The organism is Prevotella melaninogenica, assembly GCF_003609775.1.
GTDB classification, from domain to species: Bacteria; Bacteroidota; Bacteroidia; order Bacteroidales; family Bacteroidaceae; genus Prevotella; species Prevotella melaninogenica_A.
This window is the reverse complement of record NZ_AP018049.1, coordinates 1,089,939-1,116,461: the sequence shown is the minus strand read 5'-3', so window position 1 is coordinate 1,116,461 and position 26,523 is coordinate 1,089,939. Positions and strand designations below refer to the sequence as shown.

25 protein-coding genes and 1 tRNA gene are annotated in these 26,523 nt (G+C 41.1%); 13 read left to right on the top strand and 13 right to left on the bottom strand.

Features of this window, described 5'->3' with window-relative positions; translation table 11 throughout:
* Positions 1 to 171 precede the first annotated feature (171 nt).
* The 9 genes from PMEL_RS04595 to PMEL_RS12210 all read right to left on the bottom strand — a co-directional run bounded on the left by PMEL_RS04595 (position 172) and on the right by PMEL_RS12210 (position 7,743).
* A tRNA-His gene (locus PMEL_RS04595) sits at positions 172 to 245 on the bottom strand.
* Positions 246 to 334: 89 nt separating this feature from the next.
* On the bottom strand, positions 335 to 706 hold the full coding sequence (gene secG, locus PMEL_RS04590) for a preprotein translocase subunit SecG (RefSeq protein ID WP_120174176.1): 372 nt from the start codon (positions 704 to 706) through the stop codon (positions 335 to 337).
* Between the two features lie 9 nt (positions 707 to 715).
* Positions 716 to 1,486 (bottom strand): tetratricopeptide repeat protein, encoded by a 771-nt coding sequence (locus tag PMEL_RS04585; protein ID WP_120174175.1) that lies wholly within the window; start codon positions 1,484 to 1,486, stop codon positions 716 to 718.
* A gap of 72 nt (positions 1,487 to 1,558) precedes the next feature.
* Complete coding sequence (locus PMEL_RS04580; RefSeq protein ID WP_120174174.1) at positions 1,559 to 2,095, bottom strand: LptE family protein; 537 nt, start codon at positions 2,093 to 2,095, stop codon at positions 1,559 to 1,561.
* Positions 2,096 to 2,134: 39 nt separating this feature from the next.
* Positions 2,135 to 3,376: a sigma-54 interaction domain-containing protein gene (locus PMEL_RS04575; protein WP_120174173.1), complete on the bottom strand. Its 1,242-nt coding sequence runs from the start codon at positions 3,374 to 3,376 to the stop codon at positions 2,135 to 2,137.
* Positions 3,377 to 3,606: 230 nt separating this feature from the next.
* The gene (locus tag PMEL_RS04570; RefSeq protein ID WP_120174172.1) at positions 3,607 to 4,608 is read right to left on the bottom strand and encodes a lysylphosphatidylglycerol synthase transmembrane domain-containing protein; all 1,002 of its coding nucleotides are present in this window, start codon (positions 4,606 to 4,608) and stop codon (positions 3,607 to 3,609) included.
* Between the two features lie 47 nt (positions 4,609 to 4,655).
* On the bottom strand, positions 4,656 to 5,792 hold the full coding sequence (locus PMEL_RS04565) for a PdxA family protein (protein ID WP_120174171.1): 1,137 nt from the start codon (positions 5,790 to 5,792) through the stop codon (positions 4,656 to 4,658).
* Positions 5,793 to 5,887: 95 nt separating this feature from the next.
* Positions 5,888 to 6,940, bottom strand: coding sequence for a 23S rRNA (adenine(2503)-C(2))-methyltransferase RlmN (rlmN, locus tag PMEL_RS04560; RefSeq protein WP_120174170.1), 1,053 nt, complete (start codon positions 6,938 to 6,940; stop codon positions 5,888 to 5,890).
* 641 nt (positions 6,941 to 7,581) lie between these two features.
* On the bottom strand, positions 7,582 to 7,743 hold the full coding sequence (locus tag PMEL_RS12210; RefSeq protein WP_155948907.1) for a hypothetical protein: 162 nt from the start codon (positions 7,741 to 7,743) through the stop codon (positions 7,582 to 7,584).
* Between the two features lies 1 nt (position 7,744).
* On the opposite strand from PMEL_RS12210, the gene PMEL_RS04555 reads away from it, so the two are divergent.
* The 7 genes from PMEL_RS04555 to guaA all read left to right on the top strand — a co-directional run bounded on the left by PMEL_RS04555 (position 7,745) and on the right by guaA (position 14,594).
* Complete coding sequence (locus tag PMEL_RS04555) at positions 7,745 to 8,812, top strand: adenine-specific methyltransferase EcoRI family protein (RefSeq protein WP_120174169.1); 1,068 nt, start codon at positions 7,745 to 7,747, stop codon at positions 8,810 to 8,812.
* A gap of 54 nt (positions 8,813 to 8,866) precedes the next feature.
* A complete protein-coding gene (locus tag PMEL_RS04550; protein WP_231999362.1) occupies positions 8,867 to 9,991 on the top strand; it encodes an HNH endonuclease family protein in 1,125 nt (374 codons plus the stop codon).
* A 455-nt stretch (positions 9,992 to 10,446) separates the two neighbouring features.
* Positions 10,447 to 10,872, top strand: a complete 426-nt coding sequence (locus PMEL_RS04545; RefSeq protein ID WP_120174168.1) for a hypothetical protein — start codon at positions 10,447 to 10,449, stop codon at positions 10,870 to 10,872.
* A gap of 150 nt (positions 10,873 to 11,022) precedes the next feature.
* Positions 11,023 to 11,571: a glutathione peroxidase gene (locus PMEL_RS04540; protein ID WP_120174167.1), complete on the top strand. Its 549-nt coding sequence runs from the start codon at positions 11,023 to 11,025 to the stop codon at positions 11,569 to 11,571.
* Between the two features lie 185 nt (positions 11,572 to 11,756).
* Positions 11,757 to 12,068 (top strand): MGMT family protein, encoded by a 312-nt coding sequence (locus PMEL_RS04535; RefSeq protein WP_120174166.1) that lies wholly within the window; start codon positions 11,757 to 11,759, stop codon positions 12,066 to 12,068.
* A gap of 150 nt (positions 12,069 to 12,218) precedes the next feature.
* Positions 12,219 to 13,025 carry a sugar phosphate nucleotidyltransferase gene (locus PMEL_RS04530; RefSeq protein ID WP_120174165.1) on the top strand — a complete coding sequence of 269 codons (807 nt, stop codon included), beginning with the start codon at positions 12,219 to 12,221 and terminating at the stop codon, positions 13,023 to 13,025.
* Between the two features lie 24 nt (positions 13,026 to 13,049).
* A complete protein-coding gene (gene guaA, locus PMEL_RS04525; RefSeq protein ID WP_120174164.1) occupies positions 13,050 to 14,594 on the top strand; it encodes a glutamine-hydrolyzing GMP synthase in 1,545 nt (514 codons plus the stop codon).
* A gap of 506 nt (positions 14,595 to 15,100) precedes the next feature.
* Here guaA and mscL read toward each other — a convergent pair.
* On the bottom strand, positions 15,101 to 15,526 hold the full coding sequence (mscL, locus tag PMEL_RS04520) for a large-conductance mechanosensitive channel protein MscL (RefSeq protein WP_120174163.1): 426 nt from the start codon (positions 15,524 to 15,526) through the stop codon (positions 15,101 to 15,103).
* Between the two features lie 270 nt (positions 15,527 to 15,796).
* On the opposite strand from mscL, the gene gap reads away from it, so the two are divergent.
* From gap to PMEL_RS04490, 6 genes are all read left to right on the top strand, one after another.
* Positions 15,797 to 16,825: a type I glyceraldehyde-3-phosphate dehydrogenase gene (gene gap, locus PMEL_RS04515; protein ID WP_120174162.1), complete on the top strand. Its 1,029-nt coding sequence runs from the start codon at positions 15,797 to 15,799 to the stop codon at positions 16,823 to 16,825.
* A gap of 110 nt (positions 16,826 to 16,935) precedes the next feature.
* Positions 16,936 to 17,904, top strand: coding sequence for a tRNA (adenosine(37)-N6)-dimethylallyltransferase MiaA (miaA, locus tag PMEL_RS04510; protein ID WP_120174161.1), 969 nt, complete (start codon positions 16,936 to 16,938; stop codon positions 17,902 to 17,904).
* A complete protein-coding gene (locus PMEL_RS04505; RefSeq protein WP_120174160.1) occupies positions 17,898 to 18,836 on the top strand; it encodes a diacylglycerol/lipid kinase family protein in 939 nt (312 codons plus the stop codon). The genes miaA and PMEL_RS04505 overlap by 7 nt, the downstream gene beginning before the upstream one ends.
* Before the next feature lie 439 nt (positions 18,837 to 19,275).
* Complete coding sequence (locus tag PMEL_RS04500) at positions 19,276 to 21,219, top strand: glycogen debranching enzyme N-terminal domain-containing protein (protein WP_120174159.1); 1,944 nt, start codon at positions 19,276 to 19,278, stop codon at positions 21,217 to 21,219.
* 14 nt (positions 21,220 to 21,233) lie between these two features.
* Positions 21,234 to 22,502, top strand: a complete 1,269-nt coding sequence (locus PMEL_RS04495) for a glycosyltransferase family 4 protein (RefSeq protein WP_120174158.1) — start codon at positions 21,234 to 21,236, stop codon at positions 22,500 to 22,502.
* Between the two features lie 48 nt (positions 22,503 to 22,550).
* Positions 22,551 to 23,996, top strand: a complete 1,446-nt coding sequence (locus PMEL_RS04490) for a glycoside hydrolase family 57 protein (protein WP_120174157.1) — start codon at positions 22,551 to 22,553, stop codon at positions 23,994 to 23,996.
* A 444-nt stretch (positions 23,997 to 24,440) separates the two neighbouring features.
* Here PMEL_RS04490 and PMEL_RS04485 read toward each other — a convergent pair whose 3' ends face one another.
* From PMEL_RS04485 to PMEL_RS04475, 3 genes are read right to left on the bottom strand one after another with little or no spacing between them, the layout of a single operon-like run.
* Positions 24,441 to 25,010: a UpxY family transcription antiterminator gene (locus tag PMEL_RS04485; protein ID WP_120174156.1), complete on the bottom strand. Its 570-nt coding sequence runs from the start codon at positions 25,008 to 25,010 to the stop codon at positions 24,441 to 24,443.
* 24 nt (positions 25,011 to 25,034) lie between these two features.
* Positions 25,035 to 25,604, bottom strand: coding sequence for an anthranilate synthase component II (locus PMEL_RS04480; RefSeq protein WP_120174155.1), 570 nt, complete (start codon positions 25,602 to 25,604; stop codon positions 25,035 to 25,037).
* A 28-nt stretch (positions 25,605 to 25,632) separates the two neighbouring features.
* Positions 25,633 to 26,298: a phosphoribosylanthranilate isomerase gene (locus tag PMEL_RS04475; protein ID WP_120174154.1), complete on the bottom strand. Its 666-nt coding sequence runs from the start codon at positions 26,296 to 26,298 to the stop codon at positions 25,633 to 25,635.
* Positions 26,299 to 26,523: the final 225 nt, after the last annotated feature.

The window sequence follows — 26,523 nt, the reverse complement described above, 5'->3', positions numbered from 1 at the left end:
CAAAAGTAAGCGAGCCTGGTTTTATTAGTAGGCTTATTCTCAAAGAAAATTACATCCTTATTTGTAGGCAAGATTTTTAGATGTGCCACTTATTCAATTTCTGTTTTATAAGATAGAATGATATAAAAAGAAAAGCGGAGGTCTTTAAAGACTTCCGCTTAATTCTTGAAGGGTGGGTGGTGGGATTCGAACCCACGACATTCAGAACCACAATCTGACGCTCTAACCAACTGAACTACATCCACCATATTGGCTATTTCTTTTTAGCGAGTGCAAAGGTACGGGTTTTATTTGGACTGACCAAATATTTCCCGTACTTTTTTTATTATTTCCCTTATTTTGCTGGTGCTGCTGGTGTTGCTGGAGCCTGTGCTGCTGGAGCAGCCTGCTTCTGCTGGCTTGCACCGAAGTTAGGCAAGTTGTTAGGGTTTGTTGTATTGTCCTGTACTGCAGCTTTCTCGATAACACTTGCATCTGTGCTTGCTGATGGTGCAACGTAAGCACTTGCTACGCTGATAACAACCATTGCGATAGCTAAACCCCATGTAGTCTTCTCTACGAAGTCTGTAGTCTTGCGAACACCCATGATAGCATTAGATGATGAGAAGTTTGATGAAAGACCACCGCCCTTTGATTCTTGAATCAGAACGACGCCAATCATCAAGAGTGCTGCAATCACGATAAGAATTACGAATAACGTGTACATTTTCTTGTCTTATTTTTTATTGTTATTTATTATCAATTTCTCCAAAAATCGTATTTGGTCTGCAAAGTAACGATTTTTTTTCGGATATACCAAATTTAATCGCCTAATAATTTCCAATGCCTTAGAATATCGACCTTGTTTTATATAAATTCGTGCTAATGTCTCAGTGAAGTAACCAGTATCTTCATTTTCAGCTGCTTCATTGTGGTCATTCTCTTCTGGTTCGTACTCTGTTTCGTCTTGTAAAGTGATTTTACCTCCTTCATTGTAGATGAAATCGTCGATAAGTTCTTGTCCTCTCAATTGTGGAGTAACATGCTCATTTTGCTTACTTTCGCTTTCCAATAGATAGGCAACGTAGTCTACTGTGGCATCAGCAGGCGTTGGCTTGCGTCTTCCTTCCGTTTCTTGTGTAGCCTCTCCATCCTCAGGGATTTGCTCCAAGAAGGTGTCGATAAGCGATGTTGTACGATCTTGATCTTGCCCAGTAGTCATTTCTGAGTTGATAGTTGCCGACTGCTTATCTGTTTTTTTCTGCTGTGGAATTAGCTGATAGTGGGCATCTTCAACGAGTTTGAAGAGGATATGACGGTCAGAGATGTATACAGCTGCGCGTCGTAACTCATCATCAAAAGTGGGGTCATGGAGCAGAAAGAGATTCTGCAACAACAGAATACGAGCTGGCTGATAATAAGGATAAAGCGCAAGCATACTCCGGAGATCGTATAAGGTCTCCTTGTTTAGATTCTCCGGATGATTAATAAGATTGGCTATATCCATAGGGTGATAGGCGTTTATGAGGGGTGATAAAGAATATTAGTCAATGAAATTAAAAGTGATGATGTAAGATGATTACCAGTTAGCAACAGTTGCATTGAATATCTGGTCGGTAAGATCCTTCACCATCTGTGTGACGAGCTCCTCTTGTACAGAATTCAAACTGCGGACTGTTTCATAGCTTGCCGTGGCTGTGAACTGACGTTCAAAGTCCTCGCTATGGTTTGTATTGTTCGTAAAGCGTACGTTAACAGTGATGGAAAGTTCTGTCTGTGCAGAGTATCCTTCACTTGATACGCTCTTATTACGTTGCTGATACTGTGTGATTTCACCTTCAATCTTCATGTCACCATTACGCTTTACTTGCTGTAGGCGAGTGTGGTTAGCAAAGACATCTTTCAATTGATTGTTGAACATCGGTCCCATTGGTCCCCATACGTATGTAGAGCGGATAGGGAAATCTGCAATCTGAATGGTGCGCACCTTACTATAATCAATACTTGCACCATTAAATTTATAGGATACACTACAAGCTGCCAGCAAGAGCAAGCAGATAGCTGTCACACCCCATTTCAGTGGGTGAATAGATGTGAATTTCTTTCCTATCTTCATTGTTTTCTAAGAGGGTAGCTCCCTTTGTGTCTATTGATATTAATCTTTGTCTAATCCGTATTGCCTGATTCGGCGATAGAGTGTGCGGTCGCTGATACCTAACTCTAATGCAGCCTTTTTTCGATTACCATTGTTACGTTCTAAGGCTTTTTCCACCAGTTGCTTTCCAATATCATTGAGGTTAAGCGTTTCTGGTTCAGATATTTCTTCTGCCACAGCGTCTTCAACCTGTGCTATTGTTCTTGTCGGAGTAATAGGCTGTTTGTTTGTGGTGGCAGGAAGGTTAGATACTGTTGATGGCGCAGGCTGGAATCCACTCGCACCATTTAGTTGTCTGCTTACCTCTAATTGTTTGCGAACGTTGTTGAGGTCACGACGTAAATCGCTTACATTACCTCTCAACTCATAGAGAATCTTGTAGAGAATCTCACGTTCACTCTCGTAGCTGTGTGAACCACCGCTTTGTATCGTAGCGAGCTGTGTGCTGTCTTGGTCACGTGGGATGAAGTGTAACAGTGTTTCTGCATCAATCTCACGCTTCTCGCTTAGGACAGACATCTGTTCGGTAATGTTCTTTAATTGGCGAACATTTCCAGGCCATTTGTACTGTAACAGAATTTGACGTGCTTCATCTGTGAGTGTAATCTTTGGAAGACGATACTTCTCAGCCATCTGCATAGCAAAGAGGCGGAAGAGAAGCACGATGTCTTCGCCACGATCACGGAGTGGTGGCATCTTGATTGGAATCGTGTTAAGTCGATAGTACAAATCCTCACGGAACTTGCCTTCGCTAACAGCTTTCTGCATGTTGACGTTAGTAGCAGCTACGATACGTACGTTTGTCTTACGGATTTCCTGACCTCCAACACGGATATATTCACCTGTTTCGAGTACACGAAGCAGTCGAGCCTGTGTAGCTAAAGGAAGTTCACCCACCTCATCGAGGAAAATCGTTCCCTTGTTGGCTATACCGAAATAGCCCTCACTCTCGCCAATAGCTCCCGTGAAAGAACCCTTCTCGTGTCCGAAAAGCTCACTGTCAATGGTTCCTTCTGGGATAGAACCACAGTTGATAGCAAAGTATTTCTCACGGCGACGAGGAGAGTTGTCGTGGATTACACGTGGGATAATCTCTTTACCAACACCGCTCTCACCGATAATCAACACAGACAAATCTGTGGGTGCTACCTGTAAGGCAACATCCAAAGCACGATTCAGTTCGTCGTTGTTACCGACAATGTTATATCGTTGTTTGGTTTTCTGTAATTCTGTTGTATTCATTTAACTGACAAATTTACCTATTTTATTTGAAAAATCTGCAACTTTGGCAGACTTTAACAACTTTCTTTCTGTCTTTCTCTGCTATCCTCAGATGGAACAAAGCAACTTGTTTTGAATTATTTTCATGAAAAGAAATATTTATTTTCGTGAACATAATTGTTTCTTTTCATGAAGAAAAATAATTATTTACATGAAAATAATTTGCAGTGTATAAATCTATCGAGTGTTGATTACTTGTTTTTCTTCCTGTCCAACTTGATAAGTAACAAGCCAATAGCTGTCCAAATAAGTTCACGTATACGGACAAGTAGCGCGACAAAGATACCTGCTTCGAGTGTGAGTCCTAAGCCTTTTATAGACATGAGGAAGCCTCCTTCGCGACCACCTAATTGTAGCGGCATGAAGAAGAGCATATTGGCAAAAAGAGAGGTAAAGGCAAGGATGAGAATACAATCAAAGTAATTGACAGATGGTAGCAATACCAAAAGAATGAAGAATATCTCTAAAGCACTACAAATTCTACAAGACAATTCAAGCAGAACAACAGTGAGGAAGGTTCGAGGATTTTGGTTATGGAGTGATGCTATCTGTGTGTCAATCCTGTCGAGTTCTTCTTTATGATTGGCAACAAAGGGTTCTGCCCACCTTTTTATAAAAGGTATATGGCGAACAAGGTTCATTACACGGACTGCTAACCCTTTCTTATACCCAGTGAGGAAGAACCAAATTGCAGATACACAGAAGGCAAAGACTACTGCTAACATTACACCCATCATGAGATTGATAGGCTGTGTAAGGATATAAAGAAAGATAGAAATAAGCCAAAACCAGAAATGACTAAAGATATGTGTCATGGCATAAAGGACGACAGAAGATGTAGCACGTTCTGCTCCAATCTTCGGTGTCAATTCCATGATACGATATGGTTCACCACCCATTAGTCCTCCGGGAGTAGCGTAGTTAAGCGCAAAGCCTGATACAGTAACCTTATAGAGCCAAAAGAATGAAACCTTCTTTCTCTCCTCAGCATCTTGTGTCTGACTGCGTATAATTGTAAGCCAAGCAGCTGTATTAAATATGTATAGGAATGCCCATAGTATAACTACAGCAAAGAACCAGTAGCCTGCATGCTGGATTTTCTGCCATGCATCAGCAAAGTCAAGGTTGTACACCATAATACAGAGTACAACCAAGCCAAAAGTGAAGAAGATGTTCTGAAACTTTTTGTTCATAAGTCTTCTCTATCAAGATTCATTATTAAGAATGAAGGAAGACACAATTAGTGTGTCTCCTTCGCATTACGGTTTTCGCCATTGTTTAGTATACGATCCTCACGCTTACGTGGAATAGCAAAGCGCACCTTGTCGCTTTCGTCTCTTCTTTCCTTGTAAAGTTTTGGAAGTGGATTGCCCATTGGTGCATCATATTCTGCACGATTGCGGAAGATGTCGATAGCAAGGTAGATTGCATGACGGAATGGTTGCTCATCAACAATACCCTTACCAGCTAATGAAAGGCTATCAGGAATTTCTGCAGAAGTGCGAACGAGTGGTAATCCTGCTGTGTAAATGATGCCATGAGACGCTGAAAGCGTACGGAAAGGAGCAAGCCCTTGTTCGTAATACATTGCCAAGATACCATCAAAATGCTCTGTGTTATTGCACCCAAAGAACGTATCGGCAGGGTAAGGACCAAAGGCTTGTATGCCATTCTCAACAAGTTCGTCAATAGCGGGCAAGATTATCTCATGCTCTTCAGAACCTAACAAGCCGTTGTCGCCAGCTTTAGGGTTTAAGCCAAGCACGGCAATGCGTGGACAAGAAAGGCGGAAGTCACGGCGAAGGCTCTTAAAGAGTGCACTCGCATTATTGATTATACTTGCCTTTGAGATTGACTCAGCTACTTGACGCAGTGGGAGATTACGTGTAGCAAGGGCAACGCGTAGTCCGTCATTAATCAAGACAGATAATGCTTGCTCTTCTGATTCCATGTGATCTTCGATATATCTGCTCTGACCACTGAAGTGGAAGTGCTCGTTATTGTCAATAGGAGCTGTAACGAGAACGTCAAATAGACCCTGACGATAGTCCTCTAATGCTTTGTCAACAGCACGCAAGCCTGCAACACCAGACTCTTCTGAAGCTGCGCCCAATTCAACCTTAATCTCGTCGTCAAATACAGGGAGTAGGTTGAGTCGTCCGTCTTGTGCCTCTGATGCATCTTTAATGATGGTAAAGTTAGCTTCAATGTCGAGTGCATTACGGTGGTAGGTGGCTACTTTAGGTGAACCATAGACGATGGGCGTACAAAGCTCCAGCATCTCTGGTTCGGCAAAGGTCTTAAAGATAAGCTCATATCCAATGCCGTTAGTATCTCCGTGTGTAATCGCTACGCGGACTCTTTTATTATCGTTCATATAATTATATCTTGTATTATTTTGTAATATTCCGTTTCCTTTTGGTTCTCAAGCGTAGTCTCTTAGTCTTCTTACTTTTTCTTATCTTACTCTTTTTACTTTTTCCCTCTTCCTCTTTCTTCTTCAATCTTCTTTGCTGTTGAGAGCAGACCGCAGGCTGCAAAGATATCCTGTCCACGACTGGCACGGATAGTTGTGAAGACTCCATGTTGTGTCAGATAGTTTCTGAATTTCTCCATTTTCTTGTCATCAACACCCTGCAATGGGATATTTGGGATAGGATGGAAGCGAATAAGATTCATTCGACAGTCTAATCCTTTGAGTAGTTCTACGATGGCTTTCGCATGCTTCTCGCTGTCATTAAAGTCCTTGAAGACAATATATTCGAATGACAAGCGGCGTTGATGCGAGAAATCATAATTGCGGAGTAACTCGATAATACTATCAATAGACATTCCTCTTTCTGCTGGCATCAACTCCGAACGCTGGTCGTGTAGAGGGGTGTGCATACTGATAGCAACGTGGCAGTCGCTCTCATCGAGGAATCGTTTGAGCTTTCCTTTGACACCCACACTGCTCACAGTGATGCGTTTTGGTGACCATCCGTAACCGAAATCAGCTGTCATAATCTCTGTGGTACGCAGTACGTTGTCAAGATTATCCATTGGTTCGCCCTGACCCATGAAGACGATATTCGTCAGTTTGTCACGTTCAGGGAGGGAATAAATCTGATTGAGTATGTCTGTAGCCGAAAGGCTACCTTCGAAACCCTGCTTTCCTGTCTGACAGAAGAGGCAGTTCATCTTACATCCTACTTGTGAAGAAACACAGAGCGTGGCACGGTCTTCATCGGGTATATACACCGTTTCAACAAACTTACCACTATCAGTAGGGAAGAGGTATTTGATGGTTCCGTCCTTAGAATGCTGTGCATCAATAGGCTCTTTACAGCCAACAGCATATTCAGCAGCCAGTTTCTCTCTGTTTGCTTTAGAGATGTTAGTCATCTCGTCAATACTTTTCACATGCTGTGTATAGAGCCATTTGGCTATCTGTCCGCCTGTAAAAGCTGGCATTCCGAGCGACTTAGCAACCTCTTTCAGTTCGCCAAGTGTCATTCCCAACAAATACTTCTTTGCACTTTCCATTCTCGTTCTCAATGTTTTGTTGCTGCAAAGATAACGAAAAAATAGCTAATATTAGTGTTTTCCTTTCTTTTTTGCCACACTTCGATAATATGGAGTGGTAAAGTCTACTAAAGTAAGAAGAGATTTATCACGTATTATACAATAGTTTTTTTGATTTCATTTTCCTGTCATTTTTAACATTTAGCGTAAGTGTATTATAAATCAACCGTTTATGTATCAACCTTGGATGACAGAAGTGACAGGAAAGTTTGTGTTAGAGAAATCGTTTGTCAATTACGAACTATTCCTTTTCACGTCATCAAAGCTTCCACACTATGTTTCGTTTACACAACTTGTATTATTGGGTAGTATTGTGTAGTATGGAGATATTTCTGTAAATGTAATAAATATATGAAGTAAAAGAATTAAAAGTAAAAAGGCTCTGTCTTTAAAGCTTTATTTCGTTTTTCTTACAGTTGTTTTTGGCTTTTCATAGCTTTTTTGTATCTTTGAAGCGGATTTGGCTAAGCCAGTCCATTACATTGTTGGTAAATAAAGCATTCGCTATTATTCGCGTTCAGCCAAAAGCCTCGGAAACTTCTTGGAAATAATGTAACATGAATAATATGTGACGAGCGTATCGTATGGTATGCTTCGGACAATTAATTAATAGCAATGCACACGCAATAGGCGTGGTGCATTCTTGTTAGTTGTCTGAGGTTTCCATCCGAGGCTGCCTCATAGCTGAACGCAATAAGGTGCATCCACGCCTTTATTGTGTCTTGGCGTGATTGATAGTCGTAATGCATAAGACTATCATTCATAATGGCAAATAAAAACCTAAATGCTGCAAAGACAGCTAAAAAAGACGAGTTTTATACGCAGTTGAGCGATATAGAACGAGAATTACAACATTATTGGAAACACTTCCGTGGAAAGACAGTGCTCTGTAATTGTGATGACCCTTACGAGAGTAACTTTTTTAAGTATTTTGCTTTACGCTTTAATCAGTTGGGATTAAAGAAACTTATCTGCACCTGTTATAATGGCTCTCCAATGCAAGGTAACGAGTTGGTGTTCCGTTTTGATGATGCAGACTCCGAACCACAGAAGGTTGCTTATAAGATGGAAGTAACCGAAGTGAAGGATATGAATGGGGATGGAGCTGTTGATTTATCCGATGTTCGTTATCTTTTAATGAATGATAAGAATGTGATGTCTATTCTGCAGACAGGTGATTTCCGTTCACCTGAGTGTGTTGCTCTTTTGAAGGAAACTGATATCGTTGTTTCTAATCCGCCTTTCTCTTTATTCCGAGAGTATATAGGACAGTTAATGGCTTACGATAAGAAGTTTATTATTGTGGGGCATCAGAATGCTATTACGTATAAGGAAGTATTCCCACTCATCAAAGAGAATAAGCTATGGTTAGGTTATGGATTCAAAGGAGGAGCAACTCATTTCTATTCACCGTATGAAGATACGGCAACGGCTGGTAATCATAAAGAAGACCAAATACGTGTGTCTGGGGTCAATTGGTTTACTAACTTGGAAATACCCAAGCGCAATGAAGAGTTAGATTTAGTATGTCGCTATTCACCAGAGGAGTATCCAAAGTATGATAACTATGATGCTATTAATGTTGGACGTACTCAAGATATTCCCATGGATTATAAAGGGTTAATGGGAGTTCCTATAACTTTTCTCGATAAGTATAATCCAAATCAGTTTGAAATTATTTGGCAAGCAAGTGGGAATACACGTGCTTCTGCTCCCAAGGAAGTATTAGAAATAATGGGTTATACTAATCATAAAGAAGATCGAGGCGGTTGTGGAGTCGTTAATGGTAAACGACAATATAGTAGAATAATTATTCGTAATAAACGTCTTTAAATATTTTCGGTCTTAAACTATCATAGAATAAGGATATATTCAATAAGAAGTCTTATGATGACAATCAAACAAATAGAGGTAACTGTTGGTGATATAGCACGTGGTTATATTAACAATGAGGAGCAGGGAGTGCGTGGTTATGGTGGACAATTGGACATTCGTCCACCTTATCAACGTGAGTTTATATATAATGAGAGCGAACAACAAGCTGTAATCTCAACAGTCTTGAAGGGTTATCCACTCAATGTTATGTATTGGGTAAGGCGTAGTGAGGATGCAGAATGTCCTTATGAAGTGATGGATGGACAGCAAAGAACGCTCTCACTCTGTGAGTATGTAGACGGAAAGTTTGCTTATGACTTCAAAAACTTTTTCAATCAACCTGCAGATATACAGAAACTTATCCTCGATTATCCGTTGACTATCTACCTTTGTGAGGGCGAACCCTCAGAGAAGTTAGAATGGTTCAAGACAATAAATATTGCAGGTAAACCCCTAAACGAGCAGGAGATAAATAATGCTGTCTATGCTGGTCCGTTTGTTACGGATGCTAAACGCCATTTCTCTAAGTCAAACTGTGGTGCATATCGTTTGGGAAAAGACTTGGTTAATGGTACGCCAATTCGACAAGAGTTCTTGAAGAAGGCACTGGAATGGATGGCAGAACACGAAACAAGAGAAGGAAAACCGCAGTCTGTGGTTGGTTATATGGCGGAACATCAGCATGACCCAAATGCAAATAATCTTTGGACTTACTTTCAGAATGTACTCAATTGGACTATAACAAACTTTGATTTGAAGAAGTTTAAAAAGATTATGAAGGGTCTTAATTGGGCTTTATACTATGATAAATATCACAGTACAACTCTTGACACAGCAGACTTAGCCAGCAGAATCTCTAAACTGATTCTTGATAGTGATGTACAGAAACAAATGGGTATAATTCCATACGTGCTGACAGGAGATGAGCGTCACCTCGATTTGCGTGGTTTTCCAGATGATATTAAACTTACTGTGTGGGAAAAGCAACATCATATTTGTCCGTCTTGTCAAAAAGAGTTTGATTATGAGTTTATGGAGGGTGACCATATTACTCCATGGCGTGAAGGCGGAAGAACTGTGATAGAAAACTGTCAGATGCTTTGTCGTGAGTGTAATAGGCGGAAAGGAGGTCGTTAGATTTCTCACTTCTTATATGCTTTTGAAATAGGGATGTTTGTTTGCTTTTGGTCGTTAAACGCCTTTCTTCTTACAAGCGATTACGCTTTTCCTCAGCATCATTTTGTGTGGTGTTAAGGCTTAGCACCATTGGTGCTTACCATGAACACAATATGTGTTCGGCACTAACACAATGATAATAAAGCATAAGTGAGGGGCTTATCGTTCCTATTAAGGCAGTTTAATAGTGGTTGTTAAGCATGTTGTAGGTGCAAAATGATGTTAAATTTAACGTGTGATCGCTTGCGATATAAGTGTCTTTTTATATCTTTGCAATTGAAAATAATGGTTTAGTAAGATTTGATTAAGAAAAGATTGTAAAGACGATTAATTAGTAAAGGTATTTCCGGGGGCGTGACACAGACATCAGTTAACGCTGAGAGAAGGTGTTGCGACCCCATTTACAAAGAAACAGGATGAACAAAGTAAAGATGATTTTCCGCCTCCTTTTAGGAGCATTTATGACGTATGCGGGTGTGTCGCATCTAACGTTTAACCGATTGGAGTTCGTGGCACAGGTGCCTATGTGGCTTCGATTCTCAGAGGGATTTACCGATTTCGTGGTACTTTCTTCAGGTGTAGTAGAGATTGCTTTAGGATTGAGTATGCTACTCTTGTATAAGCATAAGGCGGTAGTAGGAGCGTTGCTCGCCCTCTTCTTTGTTCTCATCTTCCCTGGAAACCTCAATCAATATTTCTATCATATTGATTCGTTCGGACTGAATACTGATACTGCACGCCTCATCCGACTATTCTTCCAGCCTGTACTGATAGCATGGGCATTGTGGTCTACTGGTGGATGGAAGGTTTGCAAGGAGTGGATTTCGAAGATAAGAAAATAAATCATTGGGATTCGGAATAGACTTTGGAAGGACTGAAATGGTTTTGATTAATGCTCTCCAAGCCTATGAAAGATAAGACTTAAAAGTTTGATATATAGCCTTTACGGCTTATAAAATATTATTGTAGAATTTAATAAAGAGTAAAGAATTATGGCAACAGTTTATGATTTCAGTTTGAAAGACAAGAAAGGTAACGAGGTAAGTCTCGAGACATATAAGGGTAAGGTACTTCTTATCGTAAACACAGCAACAGGTTGTGGCTTCACTCCACAGTATGAGGAGTTGGAGGCAATGTACCGCAGTCTGAAGGAGAAGGGTCTTGAGATTCTCGATATTCCATGTGACCAGTTCGGTCATCAGGCTCCAGGTACAGACGAGGAGATTCATGAGTTCTGTACAGCAAAGTTCGGTACTGACTTCCCACAGTTCAAGAAGAGCGAGGTGAATGGTGCTAACGAGCTCCCTCTCTACACATGGTTGAAGAGCGAGAAGGGCTATGCTGGCGGTGCATACGAGGAGAAGTTGGCTGCTATCATGGAAGACCTTTACAACAAGGCAAACACAGAGCCACGCAAGCAGAATGACATCCAGTGGAACTTCACTAAGTTCCTCGTTAACCGCAATGGTGAGGTTGTTGCACGCTTCGAGCCTACAGTAGACCTCAAGGAGGTTCAGAAGGCTGTTGAGGCTGCGCTTTAATTAGAAGCTGATAGGTAAGTTTTAATAATCCCTTGTGGGACAATCGTTTAGGAGTTGAAGGTTTTAGTGGGGTTAAGCCATTACTGTTTCTTTCCAAAGAACAGCAATGCAAGGATATGAAAGGTATCGGCTTAATCCCTACTAAATTCCTTCGCTCCTTTTTATTAGGGCAATTTAGAGTAAGAATGGCTGTAAATATAGACGAATTTCGCAAAGAGGTCTATAACGTTGTGGCATCAATTCCGAGTGGTCGTGTGCTGAGTTATGGGCAGATAGCATGGCTTGTAGGCTGTCCTCGTCATGCTCGTTTGGTTGGAAAAGTACTACATGATGTCTCTGAAGCAGAATATTTGCCATGTCATCGGGTCGTTAATGGTAGCGGACGTACGGCTCCTTGTTGGAAAGAACAGCGAAACTTGTTGAAGGCAGAGGGAATAACCTTCCGTGCCAATGGCTGTGTAGATATGAGAAAATGGCAATGGAAACTGGAGGGATAAGGTTTTTGTTGTCTTTTTTCTATCCTTATTCTATGACTATATTATAACGACAAGATACAAAGTAAACCCCTTTCTTTTTGATTTATGTCTGTCATTCCTTTGTAGACTGAAATAAAAGCATTAATTTTGTAGGCATAAAAAGAAAAGCAAATGCAGGCAATGATTTTTGCAGCCGGGCTCGGTACCCGTTTGAAACCGCTTACTGACACAATGCCAAAAGCGTTGGTAAGGGTGGGAGGTGCGCCACTGCTTGAGCATGTTGTCAGAAGATTGACAGATGCTGGTTGCAGTCGTATGGTTGTCAATGTACATCATTTTGCAAACCAGATAACAGACTATTTGGATGCACACAACTATGGTGTGGATATCTATGTGTCTGATGAAACAGAGCAGCTCCTTGATACTGGTGGTGGTATCAAGCGAGCTGCTTCGCTTTTTAATCAGCATCAGCCAGTGCTGATTCATAATGTTGACATATTAAGTAATGTGGATTTAGCAGCTTTCTATCGTCATGCTTTAGAAACAAAGGCAGATGCTCTGCTGTTGGTAAGCCGTCGTGTGACCCAACGTTACTTGGTTTTCGACAGCAATATGCGCTTAGTGGGGTGGACAAATGTGGCTACAGGCGAGGTGAAGTCTCCTCATGCCGAGTTACGTCAGTTGCATTTTGTTTCCCCAACAGAGGCAGAAAGTTCTTATTTTCAGAACAACTGCTACCTCTGTGCCTTCTCTGGTATTCACGTGTTAGCTTCCTCTGCGGTAGAAGCTGTAGAAGCTGTTGAAGCGGATAAGTTCCCAATCATGGAGTTCTATCTCAATAATTGTGACAGACTTGATATCCGTGGAGAACTAAAAACCGACCTCCATCTGCTTGATGTAGGCAAACTCGACAGTTTGCAGGCTGCTGAAGACTTTATTGCAAATTCAGAGTATCGAAGCTCCAAGACGGAGAACTGATATTCTTTAAATACATTCATTTACATGCAACAGAAGATTATCATTTTGGATTTCGGCTCACAGACGACACAGCTTATCGGCCGTCGTGTACGTGAGTTGGATACCTTCTGCGAGATCCTCCCTTACAACAAGTTCCCGAAGGATGACCCATCTGTGATTGGTGTGATTCTTTCTGGCTCACCTTATTCCGTACATGATCCAGAGGCTTTCAAGGTAGACCTCAGTCAGTTTATCGGTAAGATTCCAGTTCTCGGTATCTGTTATGGTGCTCAGTACCTCTCTTATTCAAATGGAGGTAAGGTTGAGCAGACGGGTACACGTGAGTATGGTCGTGCCAACTTAGAGAGTATCGACCTTAACAACCGCCTTTTTGCAGGCTTTGAGAAAGGCTCGCAGGTATGGATGAGTCACGGTGACACGATTACTGCTATCCCAGAGGATTACGATATCATTGCCTCAACTGGTGACGTTAAGTATGCTGCTTTTGCATCAAAGACACAGCCTGTGTGGGCAGTTCAGTTCCATCCAGAGGTTTACCACTCATTGCAGGGTAAGCAGTTGTTGGAGAACTTCGTTGTAAATATCTGTGGTAGCAAGCAGGAGTGGAGTGCAGCTTCATTCGTAGAAAGTGCTGTTCAGGAGATTCGTGAGCAGGTGGGTAACGACCGTGTTATCCTTGGTCTTTCAGGTGGTGTTGACTCTTCTGTTTGTGCAGTATTGCTCAATAAGGCTATCGGTAAGAACCTTACTTGTATCTTCGTAGACCATGGTATGCTCCGTAAGAACGAATTTACAAAGGTGATGGATGCTTATAAGGGACTCGGGTTGAACGTTATCGGAGTTGATGCTTCTGAGCAATTCTTTAAGGATCTTGAAGGAGTTACTGACCCAGAGCAGAAACGTAAGATTATTGGTCGTGACTTCGTTGAGGTGTTTAATGCTGAGGCAAAGAAGATTACTGATGCTAAGTGGCTTGCACAAGGTACTATTTACCCAGACCGTATTGAGAGTCTGAGTATTACAGGTATGGTTATTAAGAGTCACCATAACGTGGGTGGTCTTCCAGAAGAGATGCATCTTCAGCTTTGTGAGCCACTTCGTTGGCTCTTCAAAGACGAGGTTCGCCGTGTAGGTTATGAGCTTGGAATGCCAGAACGTCTTATCAAGCGTCATCCATTCCCAGGTCCTGGTCTTGCTGTTCGTATCTTGGGTGATATTACTCGTGATAAGGTTCGTATTCTTCAGGATGCTGATGATATCTATATCGAGAAGATGCACAACTATACTATGCCAGATGGTTCAAGTCTTTACGACCACGTTTGGCAGGCAGGTACCGTATTGCTCTCTACGATTCGTTCAGTAGGAGTGATGGGTGATGAGCGTACTTACGAGCATCCTGTTGCTCTCCGTGCCGTTACATCAATGGACGCAATGACAGCTGACTGGGCACACCTCCCTTATGACTTCATGGCAGATGTTTCTAATGAAATCATCCGTAAGGTAAAGGGAGTCAACCGCGTATGTTACGATATCTCTTCAAAACCACCTTCAACAATTGAGTGGGAGTAAGAAAGAAAATAGACAAATATAGAAGGATAGGGATGCAAGGGCGTCCCTATTTTTCGTTATACAATATTATAAAGAAATAAGAAAGGAAATTATATTGGACTTTAGGATAGTGTAAGATATTGTTTGTTGTATTGATAATCAGGTTGTAAAGTCTTGTTTTAGTTGGTTGGTTTCATTACAGTCTTTTATTCGTTGCAAATTATTTACGTGAAAAAAAATATTTCTTTTCATGAAGAAAAATATTTATGTTCATGAAAATAATTCTTTTCTTTCATGAAGAAAATTCGGGGAACAATACTTTGTTGTCCGAATAAAGGGGAAACTTCATTGTTTTGATGCAGCGTTTTTAGTTGCATTAGAAGGTTGATATTAGAATAGAAGATACGTAGGAAGCAAAGTCTTTCGGTAATCTCAATGAAAGGAGATGGGTGTTGATGTCAACAAAAAAAGTCCGAAGAATCATTACGACTCTTCGGACTTATTATGTCTGTATTTCAGATAGTTGCTTACTTATTTTTTAGCAAGTCGCGAATTTCAGAGAGAAGTTTCTCCTCGTTAGTTGGCTCTGGATCAGGTGCAGGAGCAGCTGGTTCCTCTTCCTTCTTCTTAGAGAGTTTGTTGATACCCTTTACCATCATGAATACACAGAAAGCGATGATAATAAAGTCAAGCAATGTCTGCAAGAAGTTACCATAGTTGATGGTTGCAGGAGCAGGAGCAGTAACACCAGGAATCTCTACCTGTGGAAGTGTGTACTTTAAGTCTTCGAAGTTAACGCCACCGATAAGCCATCCGATAGGAGGCATGATGATATCGTCAACGATAGATGAAACAATCTTGCCGAAAGCACCACCGATGATTACACCGACAGCCATATCAACAGCATTACCCTTTACTGCAAATTCCTTGAATTCTTGAATAAGTTTGCTCATAATTAATTTTGTTGTTAATTTATTTGTTTGTCTTGCGTTTTATACTAATACCCTTTCTTTTGTTATATAGACTTTGCAATCTCGGTTTGTTGTATTGCGTCTGATTGCCTATGTATGCGAAACGAGCTATTTTTTATAATAATTAATACGCTAAGCGTCTGCAAAAATAAAAAAAAAATTGTATCTTTGCAATCGTAAGAAAGAAAATCTTCTATAAGGAGGTAAAAAGAGAATCGTTTTTATAAACTTTTATAAATAATTTAAAGTAAAATGGTAAATGTAGCTATTAACGGCTTTGGCCGTATTGGTCGTCTCGCATTCCGTCAGATGTTCGAGGCTGAAGGTTATGAGGTTGTTGCAATTAACGACTTGACAAGTCCTAAGATGCTTGCTCATCTTTTGAAGTATGATACCGCTCAGGGTGGTTTCGCTGGCAAGTTCGGTGAGGGTAAGCACACTGTAGAGGCTACTGAGAATTCAATCATCGTTGATGGTAAGGAGATTAAGATCTCTGCTGAGATGGACGCTGCTAACTGCCCATGGGCTGCTAACAACGTAGACGTAGTTCTCGAGTGTACAGGTTTCTATACATCTAAGGCTAAGGCTGAGGCTCACCTCAAGGCTGGTGCTAAGAAGGTAGTTATCTCTGCTCCTGCAGGTAACGATCTTCCAACAGTTGTTTTCAATACTAACCACGAGACTTTGACTGCAGCTGATACTGTTATTTCTGCAGCTTCTTGTACAACAAACTGCTTGGCTCCAATGGCAGCTGCGTTGAACGCATACGCTCCAATCCAGTCAGGTATCATGTCAACAATCCACGCTTACACTGGCGACCAGATGATTCTCGACGGTCCACAGCGCAAGGGTGACCTCCGTCGTTCACGTGCAGGTGCTTGCAACATCGTTCCTAACTCAACTGGTGCTGCTAAGGCTATCGGTCTCGTTATTCCTGAGTTGAATGGTAAGTTGATCGGTTCTGCACAGCGTATCCCAACTCCAACAGGTTCTACAACAATCCTCGTTGCTGTTGTTAAGGGTAACGACGTAACTGTTGAGGGTATCAATGCTGCAATGAAGGCTGCTGCTAACGAGAGCTTCGGTTATACTGAGGATGAGATCGTATCTTCTGATATCATCGGTATGCGCTATGGTTCATTGTTCGATGCAACTCAGACTATGGTAAGTAAGATCGACGATAACACTTATCAGGTACAGGTAGTTTCTTGGTACGACAATGAGAACTCTTATACTTCTCAGATGGTTCGTACAATCAAGTACTTCGCAGAGTTGAAGTAATACCAACCGTAAGGTCATCTGCAATCTTCTCTTGCGTAGAGAGTGATTGACGGATAAAATAATAGTCCCTGTCAGCTTGCTGGCAGGGATTTTTTTGTTATCTTTGCGACATGAAGAACGAACATGTGGGTGAGAAAACTGCTGCAGGTATTGCTTTTGACAAGCGTATGATTACTATTCTTGGTCCTACGGCTTCGGGAAAGACCGATCTTGCTGCGCATTTAGCTGCTCGGCTCAACGCTGAAATCATCAGTGCTGACAGCCGTCAGGTGTATCGTGGCATGGATATCGGTACGGGTAAAGACTTGGCCGACTATACGGTTGAAGGGCATACCATACCTTATCACCTTATAGATATATGTGAGCCTGGAACGAAGTATAATCTCTTTCGCTATCAGCAGGACTTCCTTGATAGTTATGAGGATATACGGAGTAGGGGAGTGCTGCCCATTCTTTGTGGTGGTACTGGACTTTATATTGAGGCTGTGTTGAAGGGCTATAGCCTTTCACCTGTACCACAGAATCCCGAACTTCGCAAAGAGTTGGAAGATAAGACGCTTGAGGAACTAACTGCAATGCTCGTTGATTTGAAGGCAAAGAACCATTCTGTCATGCACAACAAGACAGATGTTGACTCTTGCCAGCGTGCTATTCGTGCAATAGAGATAGAAACCTATAATCTTACAAAGCCAACAGAAGAACGACAATGTCCACCGATTGACTCATTAATAATAGGTGTAGACATTGATCGTGAGATGCGAAGAAAGAAGATAAGCAACCGTCTGAAAGTGCGTCTGGAGGAAGGAATGGTTGACGAGATTGCAGGGCTTTTGAAACGAGGTATTTCTGCAGAAGACCTTATTTATTATGGTCTGGAATATAAGTTCGTGACAGAGTATCTCATAGGGAAGCTATCTTACGATGAGATGTTCCGACAGTTAGAAATCGCTATTCATCAGTTTGCAAAGCGACAGATGACGTGGTTCCGTGGTATGGAGCGTCGTGGCTTTACAATACATTGGGTAAATGCTGCGCAAAAGATGGAAGATAAAGTAGAAGAAATATTGAGCTTATGGTAGAGGAAGGAAGATGGGGCATTATTTATTGCCCCAAAGGTGGATTACTTGCTAATCCTGTAAAGCGTTGGGAGCAGACTGAACGCTGTCTGCAAGCACATAATATACAATATGATATGGTGCAAAGCGAGAATCCACGTAGCGTGGAACGCTTGGTACGTATGCTGATAAGCAATGGTTACAAGACCATTATTATCTATGGTGGTGACTCTGCACTGAATGATGCGGTTAATTATCTGATGCTCTTAGAACCAGAGGAGCGTGAGCGTATTACACTGGGTGTTATTCCAAATGGTGTGCTAAACGACTTTGCACACTTCTGGGGTTTTGATGAATCACGACTGGAGCAAACGATTGTTTGGCTCAAGCAAAAGCGTGTAAGACGGATAGATATAGGCTGTATTCGCTACGAGAATAAGAAGAATGAGCGTTGCCGTCGATATTTCCTTAACTGTGTAAATATCGGTATGGTGGCTAATATTATGAGTCTTCGTCGTCGTATGCGTCATCTCTTTATTTCTCGTACAATCTCCTTTATCCTCTCTTGCTTCCTACTTCTGTTCCAGCGCATGGATTATTTGATGTCGTTGAAAATTAATACTGATAGTATTAAGCAACGTCTGATGACGGTTTGTATCGGCAATGCACAAGGTTATGGACAGACTCCAAATGCCGTTCCTTATAATGGTTTGTTAGATGTTTCAATTGTTTCTCAGCCAAAGATGCTACAAGCAATTGAGGGAATGTATCTCTTGTTGCGGGATAAAATACTAAATCATCGTAATGTGATGCCTTATAGAACGCAGGAGTTGAGTGGGCAGATAGCTGAGCACACACCAGTCAGTGTGGATGGTCGACTATTGAATGGTACTCCTATTGGTACGTTTACGGTTGGTGTTGAGAAAGAAGTAATCAACTTTATCATACCGAGTTAAATTACTTTACATATAATGTATGACGTGATATGCAATCGCATATCACGTCATTTTTTTTATTGTCGGGTGTAAATTAGAATCTAATCAGCAATATATTGCAGAGCATTTAACCCCCCAGCACGATTGGTGCTCATCAACAACACCATTAGTGTTGGGCAACAACACATTGCCTTCAAAGGGAATAGAGGGTTGTTAAAGTGTTAAGATTAAATCTCCAGACACTATTTCATTTATCTTTAACTATCTATACCATTTGTCATCAGATATTCTATATGAAAGTTTCAAAAGGTAAGTATTAACCGAATAAAATAATAAAAATATTATCTTACTTTATAACGCCATTATGAAAAATATTTGTATCTTTGGAGTGCCGAATGGCGGAGTCTGTAAAGACTTATACCAGAAGAAAATAAAAACCAAACAATAAACCTTAAAAGACATGAGCTACTTAAAATTTGAAAAAGCTCTGATGACCAATCTTCAAGATTCGCTCCCCAGAGAGCTGCTGCGAACCAATCGCTCTGGTGCCTATTCTTGTTCGACGGTTGTTGATTGTAACACACGCAAGTACCATGGACTGCTCGTTGTCCCAGTTCCAGAACTGGATGATGAGAATCATGTACTGCTGAGTTCGCTTGATCCTACCGTCATTCAGCATGGTGCCTCTTTCAATCTTGGTTTGCATAAGTATCAGGGCAATAACTTTAGTCCTCAAGGACATAAGTATATTCGTGAATTTGACTGTGATACTGTGCCAACTACGCTTTATAGAGTAGGTGGTGTCTTATTAAAGAAGGAGGTTGTCTTTCAGCATTATGAAGACCGTATTTTAATTCGTTATACTTTATTGGAGGCGCACTCAAAGACTACTTTGCAGTTCCGCCCATTCCTTGCATTCCGTAGTGTTCGCCAATTTACGCATGAGAATGGTGCTGCCGACCGCTCGTATGAGATTGTTGATAATGGAATCAGTACTTGTATGTATGCTGGTTATCCATCGCTTTTTATGCAATTCTCAAAGAAGAACGAGTTCCACTTTGATCCATATTGGTATCGTGGATTGGAATATCCAAAGGAGCAGGAGCGTGGTTATGCTTCTAATGAAGACCTTTATGTGCCTGGTTACTTTGAGATGAATATCAGTAAGGGTGAAAGTGTTGTCTTTGCTGCATCAACTACAGAATGCCGTACATCAAAATTAAAGAATCTTTTTGATAAGGAAGTGGAGTCACGTAGTCCACGTGACAACTTCTTCCATTGCCTTGTCAATGCTGCTCATCAGTTCCATAATCGTACAAAGAACGATGAGCGTTATATTCTTGCGGGCTACCCTTGGTTTAAGTGTCGTGCCCGTGATCAATTCATTGCTTTGCCTGGTCTTACTTTAAGTATCGAAGAACAAGATTACTTCGAACTTGTAATGAAGACAGCTGAAAAGGGTTTACGTGAGTTTATGGAAGGTAAGCCACTTAGCGTGAAGATATACGAGATGGAGAAACCAGACGTTCCTCTTTGGTGTATATGGTCAATCCAACAGTATGCAAAGGAGGCTGGTAAGAGTCGTTGTAGAGAACTCTACATGGATTTGATACGTGATATCGTTGAATATCTCATGGCAAGCAAGCATCCGAATCTCACTTTGGATGAGAATGGATTACTCTATGCAGATGCAAAGGGAGAAGCGATTACATGGATGAACTCCATGGATAATGGCAAACCTGTTGTTCCACGCTCTGGATATATCGTAGAGTTTAATGCGCTTTGGTATAATGTGTTGCGTTTTACAGCCGCAATGGAAATGGAGGGCGGCGATGAAGAACGTGCAAACGAACTTGAAGCACTTGCAGAGAAATGTAAGACTTCATTCGTTGAAACATTCCTCAACGAATATGGTTACCTTTATGACTATGTTGATGGTAGAATGGTTGACTGGAGTGTACGCCCAAATATGGTGTTTGCGGTGGCACTTGACTATTCTCCACTTGACCAGAAGCAGAAGAGAGGAGTACTGGATGTTTGTACACGTGAGCTACTTACACCGAAAGGATTACGTTCTCTTTCTCCAAAGAGTGGCGGATACAATCCGATGTACACGGGTCCACAGCATCAGCGTGACCTTGCTTATCATCAAGGAACTGCTTGGCCGTGGTTGGGTGGTTTCTATCTTGAAGCTTGCTTGAAACTTTATAAGCAGACACGTCTGAGTTTTGTAGAGCGTCAGTTGGTAGGTTATGAAGATGAGATGATAAATCATTGTCTAAGTACACTACCAGAACTCTTCGATGGCAATCCACCGTTCCATGGCCGTGGGGCTATCTCTTTTGCCATGAATGTAGCCGAGGTGCTTCGTACTTTAGAATTACTTGAGAAGTATAAATTTTAAGAGGAGGGACCAGTATGAAAGTTTTAATGTTTGGATGGGAGTATCCTCCTCATGTATATGGTGGCTTAGCAACTGCTAACTTTGGTATTTCAGAAGGTCTTCATGCGCAGGGCGACATTGAGACAATACTTTGTTTGCCACATCCTTTTGGTGATGAAGACCGCACGTACGCTGAGATTGTGGCAATGAATCACGTGCCAATCTCTTATCGCGAGCTTAGCTATGATTACGTAAAGAATCGTCTTGGCAACATTATGTCGCCAGAACTTTACTTCAAGTTGCGTGAGCACATCTATGCTGACTTCAATTATATGCGCGTTAACGACCTTGGTGCAATGGATTTTGCGGGAGGTTATCCTTCTAATCTGCACGAGGAAATTAATAATTATTCTATTATAGCAGGTGTTGTTGCACGTACATACGACTTTGATATTATTCATGCACACGACTGGTTGACTTATCCTGCGGGTATTCACGCTAAGCGTGTGTCTGGTAAACCTTTGTGTATCCATGTGCATGCAACCGATTTTGACCGTTCACGTGGTAAGGTTAATCCAACTGTATATGGTATAGAAAAGGACGGTATGGACAATGCTGACTGCATTATGTGTGTGTCAGAACTTACACGCCAGACCGTAATTAACCAGTATCATCAGGACCCACGCAAGGTGTTTACGGTACATAATGCCGTTTATCCATTGGCTAAGGAGATTGCAGATATGCCGCGTCCTGACCATAAGGGTAAGGAGAAGGTCGTAACATTCCTGGGTCGACTGACAATGCAGAAAGGTCCAGAATACTTTGTAGAGGCAGCTAATATGGTGCTTCATCGTACACGTAACGTTCGTTTCTGTATGGCAGGATCAGGTGATATGATGGACCAGATGATTTATCTTGCAGCTGAACGTGGTATTGCTGATCGTTTCCATTTCCCAGGTTTTATGCGTGGGAAGCAGGTTTATGAATGTCTGAAGGCATCTGATGTTTATGTGATGCCGTCAGTAAGTGAGCCTTTTGGTATCTCTCCATTAGAGGCAATGCAATGCGGTACACCGAGTATTATTTCAAAACAGAGCGGTTGTGCAGAAATTCTCAATAACTGTATCAAGATAGACTATTGGGATATTCATGCGCTTGCAGATGCTATTTACTCCATTTGTCATTACGAGAGCCTCTTCGATTATCTCTCTGTAGAGGGTAAGCGAGAAGTAGACCAGATAACATGGGAGAAGGTTGGTGCGTGGATTCGTGAACTTTACCTTCGTACCTTAGGCTGGCAGTAAAAGCCATGAGAGTACTAATAACCTTTTTTAAACTAAAACAAAAAGATAATGAAAACAATCTGTTTATATTTCGAGATACACCAGGTAATTCACCTGAAACGCTACCGCTTCTTTGATATTGGTACCGACCATTATTATTATGACGATTTCGAGAACGAACGATCAGTATCAGAAATCGCTGAGAGAAGCTATATGCCAGCATTGGATACGCTGTTGCAGATGATTGAAGATAATGGGAAAGCATTTAAGGTAGCCTTCTCACTTTCGGGTGTAGGTATTGAGCAGCTTGAGATGCACGCTCCACAGGTGCTTGACAAACTGCAAGAACTGAATAATACAGGCTGTGTAGAATTCCTTGCTGGGCCTTATTCTCATGGTTTAGCGTCATTAGCTAATGAAGAAAGCTTCAAGTCTGAAGTAAAGCGTCAGGCTCAGAAGATTAAGGAATACTTTGGTCAGACGCCAAAGGTATTGCGCAACTCTTCTCTTATTTATAGTGACGATATTGGTTTGATAGCTTCTCAGATGGGCTTCAAGGCAATGTTGACAGAGGGGGCAAAGCATGTCTTAGGTTGGAAGAGTCCACATTATGTATATAATTGTGCTCTTGCTCCTAACTTGAAACTTCTGTTGCGTGATGTGAAGTTGAGTGATGATATCTCATTGCGTTTCAATAATTCAGATTGGGATGGTTATCCATTGTTCGCCGATACCTATATGGCACAGATTGCAGCACTCCCAGAGGAGGAGCAGGTCATCGGCATCTTTATGAACCTTTCAGCACTTGGTATTGAGCAGCCATTGTCAAGCAATATCCTTGAGTTCTTCAAGGCGTTGCCTGCATGTGCTAAGCAGCATGGCATAACCTTCTCAACTCCAACGGAGATTTGCATGAAGTTGAAGAGTGTTGACAATCTTTATGTGCCAGATACATTAAGTTGGATGGATGAGGAGCGTGATGTTAGCACATGGTTGGGTAATCCAATGCAGCGTGAAGCATTCAATAAATTGTATAGTATTGCTGACCGTGTGCGCATAGCCAATGACCCACGCGTTAATCAGGATTGGGACTATTTGCAGGCAAGTGATAACTTCCGCTTTATGTCAACCAAACCTTCACGTGTTGGTATGGACCGTGGTATCTATGATAGTCCATTTGATGCCTTCACTAATTATATGAATATTCTTGGCGACTTCTTGAATCGTGTAAATACACTTTATCCAGCTGAGATTGACAATGAGGAGTTGAACAGCTTGCTTACGACAATTCGCAACCAAGGTGATGAGATAGAAATGAAATCTAAGGATATCATCAATCTCCAAGCAAAGGTAGAGAAATTGGAGTTAGAAGGAGATAAACTTCGTGCTTTGTTAGAGAAGAAAGCACCTGCAAAGAAGGCAGCTACTCCAAAGGCTACAGCTAAGAAACCAGCAAAGAAAGCTCCTGCTAAGAAGGTGGTAAAGGCTGTTGCTGAAGATGTTAAAGCTAAGTAAGGTCTTTATATAACATACGTATAACGCTCGTATAGCAAACTGATGATTTTATCAGGCGTGTTATATGAGCGTTTTTTTCAAGTAACGTATTCTTATGTCATTGGTTTTTGTAAACTATTTTTGTATGACTTAAAGTCGATACATGCTCTTTTGGCTTTTAAAAGACGCCTAATAGGCTTGCAAAAGATGCTCTTTTGAGGTCTAACTAACGCCCTTTTGAAGTCCAATTAGGCATCTTTTCTTGTGCTGATTTATAACTATTTGATTTTCTTTTAGTTACAGACCTGCTTTTAATATGCTATTTTGCTATTAAATATAGAGGATTTATCTGAAATTATGTAATGATTTTTCAAAGCCTTATTTGAATCTTTGAAGTATTAAAGAAAAGTTTTTCTGAGTCAGAGAGTGATAATAAAATAGGTAGTGATACAGCCAATGTGAGACTTATTTCCCCTCCATTGGTACACAGCACCAGCGAGAAACCTTGAGCATTACACCAATGCCTGGGATCTCTTTTAAGAGATAATACTTCTTACTGGAGCGAACCAATCGTCCAGTCATTCCCTTTAGTGGTCCAAACTTAACAAGAACTTCGTCACCAGCTTTCATTTGTGCCTCGTCAGAAGAGAGGAACTTGCGCATAGTTATCTCAGGATTACACATCAGACGGAACTCATACATCTGGTCGTGAGGGATAAGTGCGTACTCTCTTGAATCCTTCGACTTCTTTACAACGCTAATTTTATAGTTAGCTTCTTGTACAATCTTTTGAAATGAGATGTCTTCTCCTGACATTTTAACAAAGAGAAGATTACGGACAACAGGACGAAGAACAGAGTGAGGCTTACCATCACGCCCTTCTACGTCAACATATTGTTCAGGAACAAAACATTCCAAACCATGACTTGTAAAGTAGGTTCTCACCTCTTCAAGCTTAAGAGTGAAGAGCCTTACTGCATACCAAGGCGCTCCATCATCAATGACTCCGTCTATATAGCTTGCTGCTGTTGTCATAGTATGTATAAGAATAATTATTTGTTAGATGTGTAACCAATTAGCCATAATCTTTTTCCCATCTGGTGTTAGAACGCTCTCAGGGTGAAACTGGATACCATAAACATTATGCGTTCTATGGCGTAATGCCATGATTAATCCTTCTTTGCTCTCGGCTATTATTTCTAAACAATCAGGGAAATTAGTCTTCTCTACGACCCAACTATGATATCGTCCCACTGAGAAATATTTTGGTAAACCAGCAAACAAAGGGGTATTAACAATTTGATTCGTTTCTGTTGTTACACCATGAAAGACATCAGATAGGTTCTTTAGTCTTGCTCCGAATGCCTCACCAATAGCTTGATGGCCCAAGCATACACCTAAGATTGGCTTTACGCCAGCATAGCGGTGAATAACGTCCAATAGCAGACCAGCTTCCGATGGGATGCCAGGGCCGGGACTTAAAACAATACAATCGTAGTTATTCAAATCTTCAAGGGAGAACTGATTGTTACGGACCACCGTTACATCAACTCCTAATTCCTTTATGAGATGAACAAGATTATATGTAAAAGAATCGTAGTTATCAATGATAACACAATTTGTTCTCATTAGTATCTCTGCCTTCTAAGCGATGAACTTACTTAACCTTCTCAAGAAAGTCCTTCAGTAATGCTGCGTCTTTTACGGCAGGAACTGTCTCAAACTTCTCATTCACGCTGATACCATAGAACTGAGGATGAGAGAAAGTCTTAATCTTATCAGCCTCTTCGATACCAATATTTCCACTTACAAGGAAAGGAACTTTGCCGTCATACGCTTCCAAAACACTCCAATCTTTTAGGTTATCTTGGATGTCAAAGAGGAAGTAATCAACTCCTTCTGCATATTCCTTGTATTTCTCTATGTCCTCACGCTTTGTAATAACAATACGCTTTATAATCTTTATTCCAGCATGAATATCAGGGTCAAGGGTACGGCGAAGGTTGTCAATCATCACCATACTCTCTTCTCCATTAAGCTGGACAACATCAAGATTGAAGTTATAGACGCGTGTAACAATATTCTGTGGCATGTCATCAGCAAAAACACCACAAAGAATTGGTCTTTGTTGTTGTTGAGATGATTCGTGTGACGATAAGTCAGACAGGCTGCTATAGTCTGGAATAATACCAGCACATGATGATATCTGACTGACATAACGTTCGCTCTTAGGCTCGAAATCCAATCCTACCCAGTCTATGCCAAGTTGAGAAACTTCGTGAATATTGTGGGCTTCACGCATGCCACATACCTTTATAATCATATAGATATAAAATTCTCAAATACTTTTACGCTACAAACTTACATAAAATTATCGAATTATACGCTTGTGAAATAAAGAAAAGCTCTTTTATTTAAAGGAAAGATGAATAAAAAGGAATGATACAAGATAATCCCAACAAATTAATGCATATAAAGTGAAAATATTCTTGTAAGAAGATATAATAATATCTATCATATAGCGTTTAGATGACATAATAACTCTCAA

Coding starts and splice junctions, on each gene's coding strand:
- PMEL_RS04505 (WP_120174160.1), top strand. CDS start 17,898: ATGGTAGAGGAAGGAAGATGGGGCATTATTTATTGCCCCAAAGGTGGA.
- PMEL_RS04550 (WP_231999362.1), top strand. CDS start 8,867: ATGATGACAATCAAACAAATAGAGGTAACTGTTGGTGATATAGCACGT.
- PMEL_RS04495 (WP_120174158.1), top strand. CDS start 21,234: ATGAAAGTTTTAATGTTTGGATGGGAGTATCCTCCTCATGTATATGGT.
- mscL (WP_120174163.1), bottom strand. CDS start 15,526: ATGAGCAAACTTATTCAAGAATTCAAGGAATTTGCAGTAAAGGGTAAT.
- PMEL_RS04585 (WP_120174175.1), bottom strand. CDS start 1,486: ATGGATATAGCCAATCTTATTAATCATCCGGAGAATCTAAACAAGGAG.
- PMEL_RS04490 (WP_120174157.1), top strand. CDS start 22,551: ATGAAAACAATCTGTTTATATTTCGAGATACACCAGGTAATTCACCTG.
- PMEL_RS04500 (WP_120174159.1), top strand. CDS start 19,276: ATGAGCTACTTAAAATTTGAAAAAGCTCTGATGACCAATCTTCAAGAT.
- PMEL_RS04475 (WP_120174154.1), bottom strand. CDS start 26,298: ATGATTATAAAGGTATGTGGCATGCGTGAAGCCCACAATATTCACGAA.
- guaA (WP_120174164.1), top strand. CDS start 13,050: ATGCAACAGAAGATTATCATTTTGGATTTCGGCTCACAGACGACACAG.
- rlmN (WP_120174170.1), bottom strand. CDS start 6,940: ATGGAAAGTGCAAAGAAGTATTTGTTGGGAATGACACTTGGCGAACTG.
- PMEL_RS04535 (WP_120174166.1), top strand. CDS start 11,757: ATGGCTGTAAATATAGACGAATTTCGCAAAGAGGTCTATAACGTTGTG.
- miaA (WP_120174161.1), top strand. CDS start 16,936: ATGAAGAACGAACATGTGGGTGAGAAAACTGCTGCAGGTATTGCTTTT.
- PMEL_RS04580 (WP_120174174.1), bottom strand. CDS start 2,095: ATGAAGATAGGAAAGAAATTCACATCTATTCACCCACTGAAATGGGGT.
- PMEL_RS04555 (WP_120174169.1), top strand. CDS start 7,745: ATGGCAAATAAAAACCTAAATGCTGCAAAGACAGCTAAAAAAGACGAG.
- PMEL_RS12210 (WP_155948907.1), bottom strand. CDS start 7,743: ATGAATGATAGTCTTATGCATTACGACTATCAATCACGCCAAGACACA.
- PMEL_RS04545 (WP_120174168.1), top strand. CDS start 10,447: ATGAACAAAGTAAAGATGATTTTCCGCCTCCTTTTAGGAGCATTTATG.
- PMEL_RS04570 (WP_120174172.1), bottom strand. CDS start 4,608: ATGAACAAAAAGTTTCAGAACATCTTCTTCACTTTTGGCTTGGTTGTA.
- gap (WP_120174162.1), top strand. CDS start 15,797: ATGGTAAATGTAGCTATTAACGGCTTTGGCCGTATTGGTCGTCTCGCA.
- PMEL_RS04575 (WP_120174173.1), bottom strand. CDS start 3,376: ATGAATACAACAGAATTACAGAAAACCAAACAACGATATAACATTGTC.
- PMEL_RS04540 (WP_120174167.1), top strand. CDS start 11,023: ATGGCAACAGTTTATGATTTCAGTTTGAAAGACAAGAAAGGTAACGAG.
- secG (WP_120174176.1), bottom strand. CDS start 706: ATGTACACGTTATTCGTAATTCTTATCGTGATTGCAGCACTCTTGATG.
- PMEL_RS04480 (WP_120174155.1), bottom strand. CDS start 25,604: ATGAGAACAAATTGTGTTATCATTGATAACTACGATTCTTTTACATAT.
- PMEL_RS04565 (WP_120174171.1), bottom strand. CDS start 5,792: ATGAACGATAATAAAAGAGTCCGCGTAGCGATTACACACGGAGATACT.
- PMEL_RS04530 (WP_120174165.1), top strand. CDS start 12,219: ATGCAGGCAATGATTTTTGCAGCCGGGCTCGGTACCCGTTTGAAACCG.
- PMEL_RS04485 (WP_120174156.1), bottom strand. CDS start 25,010: ATGACAACAGCAGCAAGCTATATAGACGGAGTCATTGATGATGGAGCG.